This window comes from Dapis hubbardiae BLCC-M172 (assembly GCF_050016015.1).
GTDB lineage: Bacteria > Cyanobacteriota > Cyanobacteriia > Cyanobacteriales > Microcoleaceae > Trichodesmium.
The window spans coordinates 83,602-106,116 of record NZ_JBNHEQ010000022.1 but is presented as its reverse complement, the minus strand read 5'-3'; the positions used below and the strand labels follow the sequence as shown (position 1 = coordinate 106,116).

General features: G+C 34.1%; 18 protein-coding genes. 7 read left to right on the top strand and 11 right to left on the bottom strand.

Features of this window, described 5'->3' with window-relative positions; translation table 11 throughout:
• Positions 1–684: 684 nt before the first annotated feature.
• Together ACP6PK_RS03170 and ilvN are read right to left on the bottom strand one after the other, a co-directional pair.
• Positions 685–2,259, bottom strand: a complete 1,575-nt coding sequence (locus tag ACP6PK_RS03170; RefSeq protein ID WP_426557683.1) for a CAP domain-containing protein — start codon at positions 2,257–2,259, stop codon at positions 685–687.
• 684 nt (positions 2,260–2,943) lie between these two features.
• On the bottom strand, positions 2,944–3,468 hold the full coding sequence (ilvN, locus tag ACP6PK_RS03165; RefSeq protein WP_094674161.1) for an acetolactate synthase small subunit: 525 nt from the start codon (positions 3,466–3,468) through the stop codon (positions 2,944–2,946).
• A 426-nt stretch (positions 3,469–3,894) separates the two neighbouring features.
• On the opposite strand from ilvN, the gene ACP6PK_RS03160 reads away from it, so the two are divergent.
• Together ACP6PK_RS03160 and ACP6PK_RS03155 are read left to right on the top strand one after the other, a co-directional pair.
• Positions 3,895–4,839: an RluA family pseudouridine synthase gene (locus ACP6PK_RS03160; protein ID WP_426557681.1), complete on the top strand. Its 945-nt coding sequence runs from the start codon at positions 3,895–3,897 to the stop codon at positions 4,837–4,839.
• A gap of 351 nt (positions 4,840–5,190) precedes the next feature.
• Positions 5,191–5,337: a hypothetical protein gene (locus ACP6PK_RS03155; protein WP_168186549.1), complete on the top strand. Its 147-nt coding sequence runs from the start codon at positions 5,191–5,193 to the stop codon at positions 5,335–5,337.
• 99 nt (positions 5,338–5,436) lie between these two features.
• Here the strand turns inward: ACP6PK_RS03155 and ACP6PK_RS03150 are convergent, their stop codons facing one another.
• The 7 genes from ACP6PK_RS03150 to ACP6PK_RS03120 form a co-directional block, all read right to left on the bottom strand.
• Entirely contained in the window at positions 5,437–5,913 is a 477-nt protein-coding gene (locus ACP6PK_RS03150; protein WP_256386610.1) for a class I SAM-dependent methyltransferase, read from the bottom strand.
• A 203-nt stretch (positions 5,914–6,116) separates the two neighbouring features.
• Positions 6,117–6,362 (bottom strand): hypothetical protein, encoded by a 246-nt coding sequence (locus tag ACP6PK_RS03145; protein ID WP_246844286.1) that lies wholly within the window; start codon positions 6,360–6,362, stop codon positions 6,117–6,119.
• Positions 6,363–6,704: a class I SAM-dependent DNA methyltransferase gene (locus ACP6PK_RS03140; RefSeq protein WP_426557678.1), complete on the bottom strand. Its 342-nt coding sequence runs from the start codon at positions 6,702–6,704 to the stop codon at positions 6,363–6,365.
• A gap of 91 nt (positions 6,705–6,795) precedes the next feature.
• Positions 6,796–6,957 (bottom strand): hypothetical protein, encoded by a 162-nt coding sequence (locus ACP6PK_RS03135; RefSeq protein WP_426557677.1) that lies wholly within the window; start codon positions 6,955–6,957, stop codon positions 6,796–6,798.
• Positions 6,958–7,226: 269 nt separating this feature from the next.
• Positions 7,227–7,514 (bottom strand): class I SAM-dependent DNA methyltransferase, encoded by a 288-nt coding sequence (locus ACP6PK_RS03130; RefSeq protein WP_426557675.1) that lies wholly within the window; start codon positions 7,512–7,514, stop codon positions 7,227–7,229.
• Positions 7,515–8,588: 1,074 nt separating this feature from the next.
• Positions 8,589–9,524 carry a phosphoribulokinase gene (locus tag ACP6PK_RS03125; protein WP_094671193.1) on the bottom strand — a complete coding sequence of 312 codons (936 nt, stop codon included), beginning with the start codon at positions 9,522–9,524 and terminating at the stop codon, positions 8,589–8,591.
• A gap of 550 nt (positions 9,525–10,074) precedes the next feature.
• Positions 10,075–13,125: a plasmid replication protein, CyRepA1 family gene (locus ACP6PK_RS03120; protein WP_426557672.1), complete on the bottom strand. Its 3,051-nt coding sequence runs from the start codon at positions 13,123–13,125 to the stop codon at positions 10,075–10,077.
• 416 nt (positions 13,126–13,541) lie between these two features.
• Here ACP6PK_RS03120 and ACP6PK_RS03115 point away from each other — a divergent pair, with 416 nt between their 5' ends.
• Positions 13,542–14,717, top strand: a complete 1,176-nt coding sequence (locus ACP6PK_RS03115) for a mechanosensitive ion channel family protein (protein WP_426557670.1) — start codon at positions 13,542–13,544, stop codon at positions 14,715–14,717.
• Positions 14,718–15,378: 661 nt separating this feature from the next.
• Here ACP6PK_RS03115 and ACP6PK_RS03110 read toward each other — a convergent pair.
• A complete protein-coding gene (locus ACP6PK_RS03110; protein WP_426557668.1) occupies positions 15,379–16,200 on the bottom strand; it encodes a sulfotransferase family protein in 822 nt (273 codons plus the stop codon).
• A 103-nt stretch (positions 16,201–16,303) separates the two neighbouring features.
• The gene (locus ACP6PK_RS03105) at positions 16,304–17,581 is read right to left on the bottom strand and encodes a tRNA nucleotidyltransferase/poly(A) polymerase-related protein (RefSeq protein ID WP_426557666.1); all 1,278 of its coding nucleotides are present in this window, start codon (positions 17,579–17,581) and stop codon (positions 16,304–16,306) included.
• Positions 17,582–18,159: 578 nt separating this feature from the next.
• Between ACP6PK_RS03105 and ACP6PK_RS03100 the strand changes: the two genes are divergently transcribed.
• The 4 genes from ACP6PK_RS03100 to tsaB all read left to right on the top strand — a co-directional run bounded on the left by ACP6PK_RS03100 (position 18,160) and on the right by tsaB (position 22,496).
• Positions 18,160–18,408 carry a Ycf34 family protein gene (locus ACP6PK_RS03100; protein ID WP_094671486.1) on the top strand — a complete coding sequence of 83 codons (249 nt, stop codon included), beginning with the start codon at positions 18,160–18,162 and terminating at the stop codon, positions 18,406–18,408.
• Positions 18,409–18,830: 422 nt separating this feature from the next.
• On the top strand, positions 18,831–20,261 hold the full coding sequence (locus ACP6PK_RS03095) for a protein kinase domain-containing protein (RefSeq protein WP_426557664.1): 1,431 nt from the start codon (positions 18,831–18,833) through the stop codon (positions 20,259–20,261).
• A gap of 18 nt (positions 20,262–20,279) precedes the next feature.
• Positions 20,280–20,558 (top strand): hypothetical protein, encoded by a 279-nt coding sequence (locus tag ACP6PK_RS03090; protein ID WP_426557662.1) that lies wholly within the window; start codon positions 20,280–20,282, stop codon positions 20,556–20,558.
• 1,311 nt (positions 20,559–21,869) lie between these two features.
• Entirely contained in the window at positions 21,870–22,496 is a 627-nt protein-coding gene (gene tsaB, locus ACP6PK_RS03085; RefSeq protein ID WP_426557660.1) for a tRNA (adenosine(37)-N6)-threonylcarbamoyltransferase complex dimerization subunit type 1 TsaB, read from the top strand.
• The last annotated feature ends 19 nt before the right edge of the window (positions 22,497–22,515 follow it).

Genomic DNA, 22,515 nt, shown 5'->3' with positions numbered 1-22,515 from the left:
AGGCTTTAAACCACAATTATTTAATTAACAATTAATAATTAATAATTCGGTAAAAAAAATAGTTAACTAAATTTGATGTTTAATTCCAGGTCAGGAGTGATGACCTGTTATATCATGTCTGATTGAATAGTTATAATTAAAGCTTGTAGTATTGCTCTAGCCCATAATATCAAATCCAGTACCATTGGTGTAATTATCATAGTGTGGGGAGATGGCGAGAGATAGCTCTAATTATCAGGATTCAAATGGAAATAATATAAGTCCAAATATCAAAAAAATGTTGTGAACTATGAAAAAAATTACTAGAAGTGGTATATATTTTAGGACTTACGCATGAGGTACGAAAAACAGGGGTGTGAGATTGCTATCCGTTCCGGACTGCTCCGCAAACCCTTCGGTCGCAATGACGAAAATACGTTGCAGTTGCGTAAGTCCTGATATTTAATTCTTACACCGCTTTTCAGATGGATAAACCACATCGTCATCACCAAAACTCTGTAGGGGCGTTTAATGTCGCGCAGCGTTAACGTTTGCGTAGCATTCCGATAGGAAAGTTGTGCGTTAGCTAAATGGCCATTTCCTAAGGTCATGCTCCGCAAACGCCCCTACTGTGGTCTACTGAAATGAAAAGCGCTGTAAATATATACCGCAAAAATTTTCAATTGCTCTTACGGAGAAGAGAAACTAAATATCAAAAGAGAACTGACTTGTGTTACTCAAACTCATGCCTGTAACTCCATCAACAACAGCAATTAGTTCACTACCACCGTTGGTATAAATAGCTGTTCCTACAGGTAACCCAGAAACATTTTCCTGGAGAACATAATCATTATCATTACCATACAGTTGAATTCGATCCCCTTCTAAACTATTAAAAGTACCGATAAGAGCATAATCTGCTGTACCATTATCATCATAGTAAACCTGACCATCACCTAAGATAAATAAATCAGCACCGGCATCGCCACGCAAAGTATCTATCTCATTATTACCAGGTTGGACAGCAGTTGGATCGACTCCTGTTAGGGTATCATTACCAATATTACCCTTAATAATATCGTTACCAGTACCACCGTTAATAATATCGTTACCAGGACCACCATTGAGAAGGTCATTGCCTCCATCACCGTTAAGTATATCATTATCAGTATAACCCTTAATAGTATCGTTACCAGTACCACCGTTAATAATATCGTTACCAGTACCACCATTGAGAAGGTCATTGCCTCCACCACCGTTAAGTATATCGTCACCTTTCGATCCAATCAGATAATCGTTCCCAAGTTCACCATTTAGAACATCGTTACCTACTCCACCATGAATACTGTCATCACCGCTGATTCCAGTTAGAGTGTCATTGCCTGGGAAACCTTTAACTAGTGAAGTAGTACCATTTACATGGAGGTTATCGTCACTACCAGTGGGAACAGGCAAACTGTCACTGACTACATCTTGTTTGACGTTTTGGGAACCAACTGTAACTCGATAAGTTGCTGTATCATCTGCCTGACCATCTTTATCGAGATCGCCAGAGAAGGTGACATCATAAGTTGTATCTGGGTCTACATCTAAACTATAACCACCTGCATCCCAGGTTGTTGTGCTGAAAGTATTATTACTATCAGTAGTATCAACTGCTGTAACTGTTATTCCGCCTATTCCTTCACCGACTGTATAGAAGTCATCAGAGACTTCATCATCAGTATAGGCAACACCTGTAATAAATGGGCCACTTGCCCCAGAATAGGCAAAATTCTGGGTACTCATCACTGCGTTGAAAGTTGTACCATTCCTGGTAAACGGACCTTGTAGTGAAGAAATTCCAATTTCGTCATATTCATCATTCATGAGATTTTTACGATGACCTGTACTGTTGACTAGGCCATCGTGATTTTTTCCGACGGCGTTGGTAAAGTCAATAAAGCCTGTGCTTCCATTCCAAGCAAGATTTTCCCCATTACCAGAGGGATTTGTGAATGTGTACCCCGCAGCTTCCATACGATCCCTGGAGCTTGTACCACCTTCTCCAGTGTGGGTAAATAGGTTGTTATCTAGTAGATATTGACCGTGGTCTTCAGCAGCAGTATTGAGGTTGAGATTAAATGCTAGAGGTTGTTTGGCATCAGTGGAGATTGTACCTGCAGAAAGTCCTTGATTTATATCTCCATTTAGATAACGCACGGCTTCTTCTTGAGGATTTGCTCGACCTCTGTTTACTAATTCGAGCATGTATTGGTCTTGTGCGGTGGGTTGTGTCATAGTTTTTGTGTGTAAATATAAACGACAGTAATTGACAAAGCAGGAATTATTTTCCTATTAAAATTAGGTCTGAATTACTCAAAACCTATTCAAGATTTCCTTTGATTTATTGAGTCAAAATTCACAATTAATTATGAATTTATTGACTACTTGATTTGTTGTTTTAGGACAAATCGTTCTTTCATTTTCTACCAACTTTTACTGGGTACTTTGTAGAGTTCCGGAAGTATTTTTTAATCTAAAAAAGTTAGGCTTTTTGTATTAAGTGAAAACACTAATTATTAATTTTATTGAGGGTAAAAATAGTATTTTTAATTGATTTTAAAGTGGCATTGCCTAACGGAAATAATTTGTCTTATAGCAGTTTTTGTTTGTAGTTGGGCTTTAGCCCTAATATTATTGCCAGGGCTAAAGACCAACTACAAGCCTTCCACTATAACTTAGTGAATATAAAAAAAAGCAATTACTCCTAATTAACTAGCGCTAAACAAAGGAGTAATTGCCTAAATCATATATTTAATTGAGAATAACTTAGCTGAGGATTAAAATTAAATAAGTAAAAATTTAAGGATAGTTAGGTTTTGAGAGAGTGAAATAGTAACCTTTTAACTGAGATAAAAGCTCAAATTACAATTTCCCATCCTACATAATGACCCCCTCCTAATTTAATATCCCAAAAAATACTTATATCTTGGCTTCCAAAGCTGTAAGTTTCAAGAACTCAGTATTAACACCAGACTCACGAGTTAAAGCTATTTTTCCTGTTCTAGCAATTTCACGGATACCGTATTTAGAAAGCATTTGGACAATAGCTACCATTTTTCCTGGGTCTCCTACTACTTCAATAGTTAGTGAGTCGTCACCTACATCTACTACTCGTGCCCGAAAAATATTTGCTATTTCGATCACTTCTGAACGCATAGCTGTAGTAGCATTAATTTTGAGTAACATTAATTCTCGTTCTACACAGGGAGTAGCTGTAATATCCTGTACTTTCAAAACATTAACCAATTTATATAGTTGTTTGGTCAACTGTTCAATAATCTGATCGTCCCCAGGTACTACCATTGTAATTCGAGAAACACCAGTTTGTTCTGCTGGGCCAACTGCCAGACTTTCAATATTAAAACCACGACGGGCAAATAAACCAGCAATGCGGGTCAAAACTCCCGCTTCGTCTTCAACTAAAACAGAAAGAGTATGTTTCATTCTCTAAATTCAGAGTTTCTTAGTTAATCTATTTGATATTCAGTAGACTTCTTGCAGAATTAATTCAAAAGTCAAAAGTCAGAAAAACTGATTATTTCTGTACAGTAATTTACCAGGACTTAGGCATAACCGCTATATCTAGTAGGGGGGATTGGCCAATCCCCCCTACAGATTATGTATAATTCGATATTTTTTGTAAGTCCTGTTTACTTAATTTTCACTTTTGCAAGAGGTCTAGTTATAGCGCTACACGCAAGTCAGAAGTCGTAGGGGCGAATGGCCATTCCCTCGTACAGAAGTCAGAAGTAATTCCTGACGCTCGTTTGAGCATTTATAAATGTCCGCGCCCTTTGCTTCGACTGCTATATCTTATACTAGAGCGTAGATTAGATAGAGTGGTAATTTCACAAACAATTTTTATAAATTATGACTGATGAAGGTTCAATTATTTTAGAGGTGAATAGTGGGGATGAAATAACTAAACGTTTAGATATTTGGCTGTCTCAACAAATGCTAGATTTATCGCGATCGCATATCCAAAAGTTAATTTCCCAAGGTAATGTGAAAGTAAACGACCAACTCTGTACTTCTAAAAAAGCAACAGTACAACAAGGTGATAAGATTATTTTAACTATTCCACCACCAACACCTTTAGAAATAGAAGCTAATGATATTCCTTTAGATATTCTCTATGAAGATGATGCTTTATTAATTATCAACAAACCAGCAGGTTTGGTCGTACATCCAGCTCCCGGACATCCTGAGGGTACTTTAGTTAATGCACTTTTAGCTCATTGTGACTCTTTAGCAGGTATTGGTGGAGTACAACGTCCGGGTATTGTGCATCGGTTGGATAAGGATACTACTGGCGCGATAATGGTGGCGAAAACAGACCAAGCTTATCAACATTTGCAAGCACAGTTACAGGCAAAAACGGCGAGGCGGGAATATTTAGGTGTGGTTTATGGTAGTCCGAAAACGGATAGTGGTACAATAGATTTACCTATTGGTCGTCATCGCATAGACCGCAAAAAAATGGCAGTAACACCAGTGGAGAGAGGAGGAAAAGTTGCTGTTACTCATTGGGAAGTTAAGGAACGTTTGGGAAATTTTTCCATGATGTTGTTTCGGTTGGAGACTGGGCGGACTCATCAAATTCGGGTTCACAGTGCTAAAATAGGGTATCCTATTGTGGGAGATACTATTTATGGCAAAGGTCGTTCGGTGGGGGTCAACTTAAATGGTCAAGCTCTTCATGCTTGGCGGCTAGAGTTAGAACATCCTGTTTCTGGGGAGTTAGTCGAAGCGATCGCTCCTTTGCCAGAAGATTTTTTGACTTTGGTGGAGGTTTTGCGTAGACGTTCTGGGTAAAGAAAGTCAAAATTCAAAAGTCAAAACTCAAAAGTATTGATTGGTAAAATTATAATATTGTAGTAGACTGACACACCTTAAATAGTGCAATAGTAGGCCCGGGTTTTAGCTAGAATTTTAATGCTTACTCTAAGATTTACATAAACCCGCGTAGGTGCACACCCATTAGTTGTGTCGGTCCAGTAGGTTGGGTTGCGCTACCGCTTAACCCAACAGACAAAAGGGTTTTGTTGGGTTTTTCCGTTGGAAATGCTGCGCAAACGTTCCATGCTGCGCAACCCTAACGGGAACAACCCAACCTACAAAAAGCTAATTTTTTTAATTACGATATAACTTGAGGAGTAAAAAATTATGGATCGTGGAAAAATTGTGGCTATTATTACTGGGGTAATTTCTATAGGTTTGGCGATCGCCTATTTAATTCTTGTGCAACTATTAGACTTACGAGGTGCTGAAATGATACCCGCCCCCACTTCAATATTACCTTTTGTTTTTTAAGAAAAGACAATTTTTTTAGAAGTAGTGATATTGCTTAGTATACCTTTCTTATTCTCATGAGGTAAACTAGAAATCATCACTACTTATTTATCGCTAACTTTAGTTTTTTTGCTCAATAAAAATCATGCGAGTTCGGATAGGAATTCCTGTAGTTTTAGAAACCCAACCTGCTATAAAATAATCTTCAGTAGCATTTTTAATTATAATTTTTGAATGGTTGTAAGCTGGTACAGCAAAATTTTTAATAAATTCCTCTGTCGTTTCATCAAGACTAATTAAAATAGCTCGACGAGCAATTCTAGTCATCTGATTTATCGTCGTTTTAGCATCTTCAATTAGCACTAATGCACTGATACAAAAAACAAAATCGTAGGAATTTTCGTCAATTTCAGGTAAAGCTGTTTCAAATGACTTATTGATAGTTTGATAACCTCTTTGAGCTGCATAATCTAGCATTTTCACTGAAATATCAATGCCTGTATATTCAAAATATCCTTGTAATAATTCAGTTAGTAGTCTAGTTCCACAACCAATATCTAAAACACTCCCTTGATTGTAATTGTATCGTTGGAATATTTTAACTGCCTCATTTATATGTTGTACGTTATACTTAGAATTAGTGAGCCAATCATCATACTTGGCAGCTAAATCATCATAAAATTATGTAGCAGAAATTTTATTTACCATAGTTTAGAGTTCAAAATTTACTTAAATTTACCATCCCGTATAATACGATGGATAGCTAATACCTAAATGTTAAATATTATTAAACTATCATTTTAACTTTTTTTTTGAATATAAATCATACGAGTTCTGATAGGAACACCTGTACTTGGAGAAGTCCAACCTAATATAAAATAGTCTTCAATGGCATTTGTAATTGTAATTTTTGAATGGTCATAAACTGGCAGAGCAAAATTTTTAATAAATTCCTCTGTTGTCTCATCAAGACTAATTATAATAGCTTGACGAGCTATTCGATAAATATGCTCAATTGCTGTTTGAATATCTTCAACACATAACAATTAAGCCAAAGAAAAAATCAAATCGTAGGAATTGTCTTCAATTTCAGGCAAAGCTATTTCAATTGATTTATGGATGGTTTTGTATCCTCTTTTAGCTGCATAATCTAGGATTTTACTAGAAATATCAATTCCTGTATATTCAAAGTTTCCCTGTAATAATTCACTCAGAAAACCTGTACCACAACCAATATCTAAAATACTACCTTGATGATAATTATATTGATGAAATATTTTAGCTGCCTCATTGAGATGCTGTACATTACACTTGGGGTCTTTTAAGACATCATCATAGTTGGCAGCCAAATCATCATAAAATTCTTCAGCAGAAATTTTCTTTACCATAATTTATAGTTCAAAATTGACTTATATTTACCATCCTGTATAATATGATTGATAGGCAACATTAAATGTTAAATCTTATTAAATCATTACCTTAATTTTTTTGCTCAATATAAATCATCCGAGTTCTGATAGAAATACCTTGACTTGAAGAAATCCAGCCTATAATAAAATAATCTTCGATAGCATTTTTAATTACCATTTTTGAATGGTTATAAACCGGAGCAATAAACTTCTTAATATATTCCTCTGTCATTTCATCAATGGTTATTAAAATAGCTTGACGAGCAATTCGATAAATATGCTCGATCGCTGTTCCAGCATCTTCGACAAAATTTCAATAATTAATAATTAACAATTAATAATTAATAATTACCTCTTCTTGAAAAGAAGAGGATTGGTTAAAAGGAAAATTTTTTCTTTTTTTCTCCCTGAAAGGAGAGGCTTTATACCTTAATTTTTCGGTAATGAACTTAAACAAAAAACAAAATCCTAGGAATGGGAATCAATTTCAGCCAAAGCCGTTTATATTGGTTTATTGATAGTTTGATAACCTCTTTTAGCTGCATATTCCAGCATATTAGCTGAAATATCAATACCTGTATACTCAAAATCTCCCTGTAATAATTCGCTGAGAAGTCCAGTTCCACAACCAATATCTAAAATACTGCCTTGATTATGATTATTGTTGTGTTGGTGGAATATTTTAGATACCTCATTATGCAGATTTGCATTAGACTTTTTCTTGGCAACATCATCATATTTGACAGCATAATTATCATAAAATTCTTCAGGATAAATTTTGTTTGACATAGTTTCTAGTTCAAAATTTACTTACACTTATACTCTACCAAGACAACCTTCTTGTAAAATAAAATCTGGCAAGGATACGATAGCTCAATACTAACTATAAAGAATCCTCAATAATTAGTAAAAAATCCCAAACTTATAGATAAAAAGCATTCAATAATTGATAATTGATAATGGATAATTGATAATTACCTCTCCATAAAAGGAAGAGGATTGAATAAAAGGAAAATTTTTTCTTGTTTATCCTTTAAAGGAGAGACTTTAAACCTTAATTATTCGGCAATTTTTCCCGATTTTTGCTATTTATAGTGTTTTCAAATGAGAAGTAAATCTAGATTGAGTTTTTTTATTAGAAAAAAACGTTATTTTTAGTACCCAATAATCCTTGTGAAAAGCTAGTATTTACTGTTTTCCCTTCTTTACTATTCCCTTCAAATGAGAAGTAAATCTAGATTGAGTTTTTTATTAGAAAAAAACGTTATTTTGAGTACCCAATAATCCTTGTGAAAAGCTAGTATTTACTGTTTTCCCTTCTTTATACCATTTTGAAAAAAGAATGTTACGAATAGTAAGAGCGATAAAAAGACTTCACAGGAGATGTCCCTTGGACAAAAAATATGATGTATGACCTAAAAAACTATATTAAAGCCATTCCCATGGGACTCCTGACTCCTAAAAATTACCGAAATAATTAATAATTAAACAATTAAATAATTAGATAATTCACGCCTTGAAGCCTCCCCTTTCAAGGGGAAAAAGCGGTCGTTTGCGGAGCATTCCGTTAGGATGGGATGGATGGGTTACCTAACCATATCCAATCGACCAAGAGAAATAAATATTTTCCTTATTTGTCTTACCTCTCCCTTTTAGGGAGAGGTAATTATCAATTATCAATTATCAATTATCCATTAATGAACCTAGCTATTTGTAGCAAATATTTATCAAACTGGTATTACTATTCCCTTCAAATGAGAAGTAAATCTAGATTGAGTTTTTTATTAGAAAAAAACGTTATTTTGAGTACCCAATAATCCTTGTGAACAGCTACTATTTAATCCTGTTTTCCCCTATTCCCTTCTACTGATAAATATTAGTTGCCTTAATCATGTGATAAGCAATAAGTAATTGAGTCAAAGCTAGAGGATAACTCTGAAGCAACTCCCCAGTTGTACCAACTAACTTACCAATATCTGGGTCTCCTTCAGGGGAGCAGAAATCTTTTAAGTTAGGCATTTCATTGCAAAGAATCATCTCTAACTCATTTACCTGTTCCTTAGTAGCATGACTATCAATTTCCAAAACATCAACTGGTTTACCCATATCCCTATCTAAACCCAAACGGACTGCAGGTTGAAAATTAGGACTACCTTGATCGATAATTGCCAGAAAATCTGGATGAGGAATAGTTGGTCTCAGTACCAAACGGACATGAAGTTGAGAACTATTTATATCGTTTGAAGGGGGATAAAAAGTAACAACTACATCTGCCCACTTACGTTGGGGACGGATAAACTCCTCTGAGTCTGGTTCCCGCTTTTCCATCTCTTTCAGGACTTGTGCTTCAGTGTAGCCCCTTTTCATCGTGTCCCGTTTTACTTTCCATTTCGCTCTTAATTCTTCTGGGGGGGCCAAATAAACTTTAACATCGTAACAGTCCCTTGCCCCCCTAGTCGAATAACCAAGCAATCCCTCAACAATCACAAATTTGTTAGGCTTGATGTATTCTGGAGGGTCAAATTTTCCGGTTGAGTGATTATAAATAGGTTTGAGAATTGGTTGTCCGGTACGCAACAGGGTTAGATGTTGCTGCATTATATCAAGATGGTTACAGTCTGGGTGGAGGGCAGTAATACCTATTTCAGCTCGTTGTTTTCGATCGTAGCGATGGTAGTCATCTGTACAGATAACAGTGACATTTTCTGGACCTAATACTTGAGCTATTCCTCTAGTCAAGGTCGTTTTACCTGCAGCGCTATCACCCACAATACCTAGGATTATTGGACGATGAGTCATAATTTTATTCTCCCTGTACCGGACAATGGCCTATATGGCACAGCCTTAAATTTTTAGTAATAATTAATTTTATGTTGTATTTGGCACTGAGGGCAAGATTTTTGGTAATCAAGGAAATGGGAAGTATAGCGCTACGCACAAGTCAAAAGCTATAGCAATTCACTTTTAGGGGAGTGAGGGAGAAATAAACATAATAATAATTAAGATTAATTTGCCAATAATTAACAAAAAGATGATTAGGTCTGTCCTAATTACTTAAGAACTAAAGTATCACTGAATAATTAACAATGAACAATTAATTATTAATAATTAATTGTTCATTGCTGAACCAAGTATAGCATTACGAAGGAAGGATTAGTATAACACTATAAGTATATAGCAATTCCCAAGAAGCGTGAGGTACAAAATTCGTTTGTTTTAGGGAACACTTAACTGGGAATACTTAACTGGTATGGAGGGAATAGAAAAGAAATTAAAGATAGGTTTACCTCATAAGCTTGAGAAACGCTATACTGATTTTTTTAATTCATAAATCAAGGGTTATATTATATTATAACTTAATTATAATTTTACCTTGGTAAGAGTTTCCACTCTCTAATTTTCTCCCACTCAACCATTGCTGAAATACTTCAAACCTACCATCATCAGGATTAACAATGCGATAAATTCTCAATCGTTTTTTCTGGTGAGTTTCTGTTCGTAAAAATTCCAAACTATAACCAATTTTCTCCAAAAAACGCCGCACAATTATAATCGGGCTAGAGTTAGCAGCTAATCCTATTCCTAATATAGTTTTAATTTCTGTTCGGTTTGACAATGCTGTTTTTCCTAACAATTGTAAATCTGGATCTATATTTTTCAATTCCCTTTGTTTATCCTTCAATAATGAGGGTATTTTTAATAATTCCATTACCCCAATAGTTGCACCTAATAAACAATCATTAAAATCAGGAATAAAAATATTACCTTTACCTAAATTCAACAATTTTTTTGCTACTTCCCTATCTCGCATTGCTAAATATGGTCTTCCTACTGTCATAAAATAATGTAGTTGCAATTGTTCATACCACCCACTATCATCTTTTTGAACTAATTCAGTAGTTATGGGAATGCTATAACGTAACATTAATTCAAATTTCCGTTGTTCCCGTTGTTTTTGAATTGGTTTTGATAATCTTTTTTTGAGTTTTTGATACTCAGATAAACTAATATTTTTGGCAGTGGCGATCGCTTCACATTCTGTCTGATAATTTTGCTTAATTACGGTAGCTATAGCTTCCTGCAAGGCATTAATTTCTGTCGGAGTTTCTGATGATTTTTTTGTTTCTGAATTATCGGGTAAAACTTCTGGAGAAATTTCTAGAATCTGATGACCTTCTATTCGTAAAGATTCTAAAACAGATTCTCGATATTGATTCATTCCAGCATTAAAACGAACCGCCATTTTTGCCCAACACAAAAAAGATTCTGCCTGAAAACCTACTTCCAAATCATCTAAACTATCAAAATCAGATTGTTGTAATAATCTAATATTGAGTTGAGTCAAACGTTGTTCGGAATTAAGCAAAGAAGTGATGGAAGTCGAACCATTACCTACCTGATTAAAAGCACAATTTGCTACCCATAAATATCTGGGAATATTTTCACGAACTCTACCTAAAGATTGACAAACAGAAGTTGCTCCTTGTACCCCCTGAGCAATTGCCCAAACTGAAGTAAAATGCCCTTGAATATCAATACTAACTCCTGTTTCAATTGAGGGAGAAGCTAAGACAATATCGTATTTTGGTAATACTTGATTTAATGATTTAATACAACCATAGGCAGGATGATTTGGTTCTGCTAAAGATTCGGAATCTATTCTCAGAATTTTTAACTGGGGAAACTGTTTTTTCAGATAAGCTTCTAAAGCACGAGTTCCCCATTTACTTGTTAATTTTTGCGCGGATAAACAAACCATTGGTTTGCCACCTTCACGGATATGTTTGTGTAAATCTGCTATTAATTTTTTGGGAGTTTTTTCTGGATAATTAAAGATTTGCCAAGCTTCTTTTTCTCCAGGCAACCAATCATTTTGAATAATGAAAGGTTCTAGTTTGACTCCTGCTAAAGCTTGTAAATAACCTATAGAAATATCGCTTAAATCAGCATCAGCTATAAATACTTGACCGACACCTCCTAAAACATTTTGCATTAATGTTTTGAAACATCTGAGAATTTCTACCCTGTTTTGCCGACAAGTATTAGAATTTAAACCATGCCAAATTACCTGTTCAATTTCATCAATAATTACTATTCCATCTGACCAAATTTCGGGATTAAAGTTTGCTTGGGAATTCGGATGTAAAGAGTCAATACATAAACCTATACCTAATAATTGATCTGGAGATTCTGAGTTGACTTCTGTAATATATTTCAATCCAAAACGTTGACATAATTCTTGTACTAATTGCACCCGATGACCGATAACTAAAACTTTTTGATGACGAGCAACAGCTTCAGCAACTATTTTTTCTAATAATTTAGTTTTTCCAGTTCCTTTAGCAGATTTTATGCCTACAAGTTTGGCTGGAAAATTTGTACTATAAGCTAAATCAAGATTATCTAATTGCTGTAAATTATTATTGCCTAAAGAACTAAAAATATTTTGTTCTGAGAGATAGCGACTATTAACTCTCAAATTTACGGGATATGTGAGACGACTAAATGATTTAGCTTTCCAAAGTTCTAAAGGTAATGCCTTTTCATAAGCTTCATCAAAAACATTTTTTCCATGATTAGCGATTAAATCATCTACTCCTTTACCTAATTCTGGATTCCAGGAAATTACTTTAACATTACATCCTTTTTTTGTGAGCAAATATCCAGTTTTTCTAATAGCAGCATTAACATTTTGAATAGTTTTCTGTTTAGTATCTTGGTCAAATACAATATAAATTTCTCGATGATTATTAGTCAGCTTTTCTAACTGAGGAATTAAGTTTTGTTTGCCGATACGGTTGCCATATTCGTCTCTCAAAACTCGATACCCACCAAATATTCCTGGTAAAGCAATAGCTACATAAGATGCTGTTAGTAAAGCACCTGCTTTTTTCGCTCCTTCAGTAATACATAAAGGTATCTGAGGATGGGCGATAAACCACTGCCAAAAACCCTGGTCTGGTTGATTATTATCAATATCTTCTGGGAGAATTTCTAATTGATAACGACTAGCTATTTTCTGCCATAAATGTAGAGGAATTTTTAGAGCAAATAAACTGGTAGGAGTTTTGGGAGGATGTTCATATTTTATTAACTTTTTTTGGTCGTAACTATGACGTGGTTGACTAGGTTTAAAACAACCCCAAAGGTCTTCTTCTCCTGAGAGTAAATTAATTCCAGAACACCACCATCCACCTTCTTCAATATGTTGATATCTTTTTAATATTTCGCTCGTTACTCGACCATCATTTCGTCGAGGAATGGCATCAGAATAAAATAAAAATTCATAAGGTCGTTGTCCTTCTAAGGGTACAACATTGAGGTGGATTAATTGGTCATCAACACAGCTATTAGTCCATTCTTGGAAATAATTAATATGTGGTTCGGGATTGGGGTTCATTGAATGATGCACTCTATATATAGTGACAAATTTCTATTATAGGAGAAAAATAAACTATATGTATATAAAATTTTCCTTAGCATCAACAAGCCGATTATATAAATATTCAATTTTTTGAATAAACTTTTATTATATCATAGTTGGTAGCTTTTTGAATTTATTATTCTCATAATAGAGGTTTGATTGTTCTGGAACCATAGGTGTTATACCAAATCTTATTCTCCTTCCTGACTCCTACCTAATTATTTAGATAGTGCTGCATAGTAATGGTATAGAAAGTGTGGGAAAAAAATATATAAAAATATATATTCTCACTATTACTATGCAGGAGAACCATTATTTATAACTGTTAATCCGGACATAATAGAACATATCTTCAAAATCAACTACACTTCTGAAAAACATTACTGATAATTATGGAAGCAATTTGGCAAATTATCAAAAATCTCAAAATTCTGGATATACCTATAATAATAATATTTTTTATAGTCCTGGTTTTAATAGCAACATTAGTCTTAAAACAATTATTAACCATAATTGTAATTAAGCGAATAGAGGCTTTAACTCGTCATACAAAAACTACCCTTGACGATGAATTAATTGCAGTTATTAAACAACCTATCGGATGGTTTATCTATTTACTCGGATTGTGGGTCATACAATTAATCCTGATAGATTATATTTCTCCCCAATTAAATCAAACAATCACAGGAATTATTAACTTAGCAATAGTAGGTACTTTTGCACTAATTGTCTATCGTACATCTCCAATTTTAGGAGAGTTTTTGAGAATTTTATCAGCTCAAACAGACACAGAGTTAGATGATATTATTAGCCCCTATATTCCGAAATTATTTAGATTAACTGCCATCGTAATTTTTGCCTTAAAAGCAGGAGAAATATTATTGGGAGCTTCTGCTACTGCAATAGTTGGTTTAATCGGTGGTGCTGGTCTAACATTAGGTTTATTATTTAAGGATGTTTTAGCTGATTGGTTAGCTACAGTTGTAATTTATAGTGATAGTTTGTATCGCATAGATGATTGGCTTTTATTGCCAAGTGGTTGTTGGGCGGAAGTTAAAAATATTGGTATTAGAAGTACAACAATTTATATAGGTTCTGAGGGAGCTAGTCAGAAAATTCCTAACTCTAAAATGATTGATGGTAGCATCAAAAATTTCTCTCAACAACCAATTGAAAATAAGACAGCAGCTATTGATTTGTATATTAAAATTGATGGGATTTCGGCTAGGAAGATAGCCTATATTAACGATAAAATTCGAGAAATTCCTAAATCAATTGACCTTTTATATGATTCTTGTATGGTTAGATTTAATGGGTTGGAAAGAAATGCTCGTGTGATTAGAGTAATTGGATTTACTAATGATTTAAAGAATTATTCGAGAGCTTATGACGAATTAAATTTAGCAATATTGGCTTTATTAGAGCAGGAGGGAATAGATTTATTTAATGTGAATATTCTGAGTGATACAGAAACTTATAAAAATTGGCAGTATAGTCAAAATTTAGGTATTGAAGGAGGGAGTGGGGAGTGGGGATTAGCAAGTAGTAATTTTGGAAATAGGGAATAGAAAAGAAGAAAAATAACTCTACTTTTGTAACTTGATAAATCTTATAGGTAGCTTGGATGAAAATTTTTGTGGTTTTCTACTGAGGAAAAATGGATGGAAACAGAGATGTGAGAAAAACCTAAAAACAGGAAGTAAAATTTCCACTTTTGCTGTTTGTGGGATGATTTTTCAGAATTGCTATGGCAGATTATTCGGAAATTTTAGTCAGGGAAAATTTGTGAGTATATATGTTCGTTGAAGAAGGGAGTAGGCGGAAACAGGGAATAGAAAAGAAGAAAAATAACTCTACTTTTGTAACTTGATAAATCCTATAGGTAGCTTGGATGAAAATGTTTGTGGTTTTCTACTGAGGAAAAATGGATGGAAACAGAGATGTGAGAAAAACCTAAAAACAGGAAGTAAAATTTCCACTTTTGCTGTTTGTGGGATGATTTTTCAGAATTGCTATGGCAGATTATTCGGAAATTTTAGTCAGGGAAAATTTGTGAGTATATATGTTACTTGAAAAAGGGAGTCAGAAGTAGGGAGTAGGGAGTAGCGATTCGGGAAACAGGAAATATAAAAGAAGAAAAATAACTGGTAAGCATTCAACTATTAGCCATCATCTACCTTTCTTCTTCCTTCTTTCTTCTTCCTTCTTTCTTCTTCCTTCTTCCTTCCTTCAATAACCAAAAATTCTGAATATCTCTGCTGCCTCTCTCTGAATAAAGTTAATTTCTTCCTGTTGCAAAACATGACGATAACGCCCCACACTTGCAGGTGATATTCCTTTACCATAAAGTTCTGAATGCCAAGGTTTTTCTGCATCACTTAACTGACTATAATTAATTCGACTCCTCCGCCATTTATCATCTTTTATAGAACTACTTAAATTTAAACCAGTAAATTCTTGAAGTTGTTGAATTGCTGTTTCAGGATTAAGTACCAAATGTTCATATTTGATATAAGCAACCTTAGTTTGAAAGCTGACTAATTTACAATTCCAGGAAGGTGCATAAGCACGGCGATAAAATTCTAGAAATTCTGATAATTTTCTTTCTGTAAACATCGGAGTTAAATGTCTAGTTTCACCCTGAATAGCCATTTTATTTCCTACATTAATTAAAGAAGCAATAGTATCTCGTGGGTCTCTAATAATCAAGATAAATTTCACATCTTCTACCAACTCATAAATATCTGGAAATAATTCTCCTATGAGAGGGTATTTGAGAATAATATGAGTAGCATCAGTATAACGTTTCCGAATATGTTCTAAAAATTTATTGACTAATTCAGAACTAAAATTTCTGAGTTCTTTTAGATCGGAAAAATAATATTTGCTCTGACTTTCAAAATCAATTTTACCTGTACTATAAGCATTAACTAAATGATACAGATAACCTACTTCTCCAATTAAGGGATTAACATTGGTATCGGAGCAAATAATATTTTGTAATAAAGTAGTTCCAGAGCGAGGACATCCACCAATAAAAAAATACGTCATATTTTAGAAGTTAGAAGGAAGAAGTCAGAAGGAAGGAAAGCGAGTATGCTTAAAAATTAAAAATAGCTGCTCCAGTTCAGAGCTAATTATCAATTATCAATTATCAATTATCAATTAATGAATCCTTATTCCTTACTTGAATTAAATTTTCTGCTAATTTAATTGCTTCAGCTTTAGTAAAAATCTTTTCTTCCGCTCGTGCTATTAAAATTTCTTTTAAGAGTTGACCAACTATAGGACTTTTAGGTAATTTTAGAGCTGTAATTAAATCATTTCCATTCAACAAAGCTATGGGATGAGCAACTGGATCGTCGGGTTTAATATAACGTTCAATTAAACAATTAATTTCCTCTAGAGATATTCCTTTTGCTACTGCTACAACTGCTAGAGCAGGAAAATTTTTTCCTATTTCTTGAAAGAAAAAATATTGTTCTCTAACAGACATCTGAGGAATTTCTACTTCTGACAGTTTGGCTAAACCTTTAATAACTGAAATTGTACTTCTAATTTCTGCATTGCTATACTTCAACCTCATCAATTCAACTTCCGCTTTTTGTGGATGAGGATTAACTAATATTGCTAATTTAGCGATCGCCAATAAAGATGTTTTGACTGTCTCACGCACCCCAGTTGCTAACTCTACTTTTAAATTCGACCAATTTTTTTCTAACTGCTCTACTACTATCTCTACCTTTTTTCCTATTTCTAAATTTTCTATTGCTGCGGGAAAATAATCTGAGAGTAAACCATTTTTCCAAGCTTTTTCTATCCAAATCATTCCTTGAGGATGACTCAATAAATAACCTAATTCTGTCTGCACTCTTTCTACTGCGACTTGGGTAAGCAAAGGTGCAAACTCTCGAATTGTTGTTTCTGTTTCTGGGGAAATAATAAAACCTAATTGTGCTGCTTGACGATATGCGCGTAATAGTCGGAGGGGGTCCTCTTTAAGATTCGCAGATTTTACCATTCTAATAATACCCTCTTGCAAATCTTTCAGAGCATTAAATAAATCTATCAATTCATCAGTAAAAGGATTATAAGCAATAGCATTTATCGTAAAATCTCGTCGCCATAAATCTTCCTCCAAACTATCACCTTCAATCTCAGCAAAATCAACAGTCGTTCCTTTAAATACTACCCTCGCAATTTTTCGTTCCGCATCCAAAACCACAAACCCCGCTTGATATTCCTTGGCAATATTTCTGGCGATACTAACTGCTTGCTCAAGAATAATAAAATCTAAATCCAAATATTCCCTCTTCCTTTTCAGCAAAGCATCTCGAACCGAACCACCCACTAAATAAACAGGTTGGGGCAGCATTCTTCCATCAAATGGCCAAGTTTCTGGTGATAAAGCAGACAGGGAATTTATCGACATTGCCACAAAAATTAAATGAATTTCTTTGCAGTTAGACTTTTACTTAGGTTAAAGTTAACATTATGTCTGAAAAAAATATATTTTTCCCCAGTAGAAAAGCAAGTTTGTCTCTAGGGCAAAATTTTATCAATGTCAGATAAAATTAATTTGGGTTAAAATATAGCAAATTTCCATCTCTAAGTGAGGTACAAAGTTCATTTGTTTTAGGGAGTAGGGAGCAGAAAAGAATAACAACAACTTTACCTCAGTAATTTGAGAAACGATATATAAACTTATCAAATCATTAAGATAGGAAATTATTGCATCAATTAAGATTAAACTTGACCAAAAAATAAGGTCTTAAGTCTCCCCTTTTAAGGGGATGAAAAAATAGGTGGTGGTGCATAGTAATGGTAGAGAGTGTGTGGGAAGTGTGGGGAGTGTGGGGAGTGTGGGAGGGTGAGCAGAAATTAAAAAATATATATCTTCACCATTACAATGCAGGATTACCAAAAAATAAACTTTAGTATTTCAACCCTCTGGGTTAACTCAGAGGTACTTATAACTAATAACCGATAACTGAAATGAGGTACTTATAAATGTGTATTTGTGTTAACTGCCATTATGTAGATCGGTGTGTAACTTATCATGCTGTAGAAACTCAGCACGAACAACTTCATTTAACAGAAAATCCAGATTTTGACCCGGTTGAACCTACTATCAATGTCAATATTCGTCCTCAACAAGAGGAAATTGAGATGGAATGGGATGTTGTCGGTTGTGAAAGTTTTCTAGAAGAAATGGGCAAATGGGCAAAATTAAGGCCAGGTGAACTTATCCCTACCTAAATTAATGGATAATTGATCATGTAAGCATTCAGCAGTCAGCTAACAGCTATCAGCTTTATTACCTTTTAAAGAGAGAACAGAAATTATTATTAAACTGTACCTCACATCCTAAAAATTTTAGTAAAGCTATAAAAATATGAGAGCTGAATGCTAATAAGTGAATGCTTACTTGATAATTAATCTCTAGAGATTTAAAGCGTCTCCTTTTAAATGGATAATTTATAATTAGAGATAGTTTTTATTATCCACTATCATTATTCATTATTCACTATCAATTATCAATTAATGAAACACCTAAATAAGAAACCGGGTTTATTCCTCTAATTATTGTTTTTCAAACCACCAAATTTATTTGATAAACCCAGTTTATGCGTAAGTATTACTCTATCCAAATAAAATATTAAAAATCTCGATCTATTCTAATGAGTTATTGTTTTAATCCTATCTGCAAAAATCCACAAAACTCTCCGAAGGCTGAAATTTGTCAGAATTGCAATTCACCATTATTACTAATTCCTCAAGAAATAGAAACAAAGAAAATTATTCCGTCAGTAGATAATAATTCCACAATAACTAACCAGTCTCATTACCGCATCCTTAAACTTATTGGATATGGTGGTTTTGGTAGAACTTTTTTGGCAGTAGATGAAGCAAATACTCCAGAAAAAGTTTGTGTAATTAAACAGTTTTTTCCCCAGAATAAAAATTATCATCAAAATTATCCTCCATCCTCAGAAAAAATTTCTGGTAGTCGGGAACTTCAGGTAAAAACAACCTCTGAAAAAGCTGTTGAATTATTTCAGCAAGAAGCGCAACAATTAAAAACTTTAGGCAGTCATCCTCAAATTCCTAAGTTGTTCAAATATTTTCAGCAAGACGAACAACAATATCTCGTTCAAGAATATATTGAAGGTAAAAATCTTGCTCAAGAATTAGCCGAAAAAGGTGTCTTTACTGAGGCTAAAATTCGGGAATTATTAAATGATTTATTGCCAGTATTACAGTTTGTCCATAAATCTCAAGTTATTCATCGAGATATTAAGCCAGAGAATATTATTCGTCGCACTACAGGTAAACTTGTTTTAGTAGACTTTGGTGCTGCTAAGTTAGTAGAAAAAAAAGGTTTACCTCAAACAGGTACTATTATTGGTAGTGCTGCTTATACCGCTCCCGAACAACTTATGGGTAAAGCAGTTTTCGCCAGCGATCTTTATAGTTTGGGTGTGACTTGTATTCATCTTTTGACTCAAGTCTCACCCTTCGATCTATTTGATAGTAGAAATAGTAAATGGGTGTGGCGAGATTATTTAAAAGTGTCTGTTAGTGAGGAACTTGGTAGAATTTTAGACAAAATGTTGCAAGGTGCGACTAATCGGCGTTATCATTCTGCTGTTGCTATTATGAGACATCTGAACCCTCAGTCTACTTATATGGAGACTGTTTATTTTTCTACTTCTTCAACAGTTCCGAAAAAGTTAACTCTACAAGCAGAAATTCGACGAGAGTTGCAGGAAGTTTTAGCTTTTGAGTCGGTAAAAGTTCAGGTGAGTCGCGTCAAGAAAACCTTAACTATTGTGATTAGTAGAAAATCAGACAAAAAGGTTAATTATGCTCAAATTTTAAAGATAATTTCAGCTAAGTTGACTGATTTGAATTTGCCGAATATAGATAAGGTAAAATTGTTAGGTAGAGCTAAGGATAAGACTGTACCAGAGTGGCAAAAAATATTGAGAATTGATCGTAAAGCTAGATGGAAAAATAAAATTGTGAGGCTGCAAAAAACAGAGAATTTTATCAAGCTATCACAATTAAGAACTCAGAGTTTTTGGTTAGCTAGATTTAGGGAAAGATAATTTTGGTTAGATGCTTTGATGTTTGGTTTAGTTGGATTTATATTTGGTTATCGAATAATTATTTGGCATCCCCTAATAGCTGTGATAATTGCCTCAGCTTTTATGACAGTTAAACATCAAGTGGGAAAACAGAATAAATTAGCAACTAATAATTTATTTGCTACAGTGGCAACCGTATTTTTAATAGTAGGTTTGTTAGGTTTGAGATTTTGGATTGATGATATTTTTGGGTTACTTTTAGGTTGTTTATTTGTAGCTCTACCAATATTTTATGTTAGGGAGGAAATGGGAATTTAAAATTTATAATTTATAATTTTTAATTTATAAACTATGAAATCAGGAGTCAGGATGAATAACTTCGATCCCATTTCTTATTGTGCAAAAAACTGTAGGGCTTTGGTCTCCAAACCCCATTTTCCTTGCTCCTTCCTTCTTCCTTCCTCCCTCTTCCTTATTCCTTCAACTAAATGACAAACACACCCAAAAAATCTAGTTTAGTAATTCACATCACCAGTCCGAAGTTAGATTGAGCTATGAGTAATTTTCCCGAAAATATTCCCTGGCAAAGTTGGAATTTCAGACCAGAGCTATCAACTCATATACTTTCCTTCCTCCCTCTTCCTTATTCCTTCAACTAAATGACAAACACACCCAAAAAATCTAGTTTAGTAATTCACATCACCAGTCCGAAGTTAGATTGAGCTATGAGTAATTTTCCCGAAAAACAATACCAGAAATATTTTCATCTTCTGAAGCTCCCAGAAAAATATATGCTTGTTTTCCCATCATCAAATCTTTCCATCCATCCCTCCTCAGTGGAAAAACAACAACATTTTCATTTTCTCAAGCTACCTAAAAATTTCGCGCGTCAAAGGATTTTTGGTTGCATCCTCACAATTTTTGTGATATGATAAAAATTATTGGGGGTTGTTCGCCTATGCGCATGATTTTTTATTCAACTAAATTTCCTTGCTAAGAGACAATCAAGCATTCAGAAATTTTCCCCATGATCGATACCAGAAATATCTTCATCTTCTGAAGCTCCCAGAAAAATATATGCTTGTTTTTCCCATCATCAAATTTTTCCATCTATCCCTCCTCAGCAGAAAAACAGCAACATTTTCATTTTCTCAAGCTACCTAAAAATTTCGCGCGTCAAAGGATTTTCGGTTGTATCCTCACAATTTTTGTGATAGGATAAAAATTATTGGGGGTTGTTCGGCTGTAAGCATGATTTTTTATTCAACTTAGAGCGGGATAGAACTCAGTTCTGCTTTTCGGCTGTCGCCGACATGTTTACGGAGCATTGTCAGGAAAAGGCGGAGCAAGTGCGACAGCTATATCCCTCAGGTTATAGAAAGGAAAATCAATGTAAAAGATGCCAAATGAATTCTATAGACTCATATACTTTCCTTTTTCCTTCTTACCTCAAACAAATGACAAACACACCAAAAAAAATCTGATTTAGCAATTAATATTATCATTCCGAATTTAGGTTTAGCTATTAGTAATTTTCCTGAAAATATTTGCTCTAAAACTTGTAATTTCAGACTAGAGTTATAGACTCATATAATTTTCTTTTTTCTTCTTCCTTCTACCTTCAAACAAATGACAAATACAGCAAAAAAATATGGTTTAGCAATTCATACTACCAGTCCAGAATTAGGTTTAGCTATTAGTAACTTTACCGAAAATACTCGCTCTCAAACTTGGAATTTAGGGCGAGACCTATCGACTCACCTACATCAAAGAATACAAGAGTTTATGCCACCTCAAATTTGGCAAGATTTAAGCTTTATTGCTGTTGCTAAAGGTCCGGGAAGTTTCACAGGTACTCGTATTGGTGTAGTCACAGCTAGAACTTTAGCTCAACAGTTAAATATTCCACTATTTGCAATTTCAACTTTAGCAACTATAGCTTGGTCATATAAACATAAAAGTCAGCATTTATGTCTACAAATGACTGCTCAAAGAGAGCAATTATTTACCGCTATTTATCAGGTAGAAGAAATGGGTATCAATCATCTTTTAGAAGATACACTAATAAATCCCGCAGCATGGAAAAAAATATTAGAAAACTGGGAAACTTCTTATCAGTTAATTCAGGTTGAAAATAGTTTAGGAAAATCTGTTGTAAGTCTATTAGAATTAGCCCATTTAGAATGGGAAAAAGGAAACAGACCCCATTGGTCAGAAGCATTACCTTTTTATGGACAACATCCTGTAGAAAGATAATAGATTAATTGTCATGCTG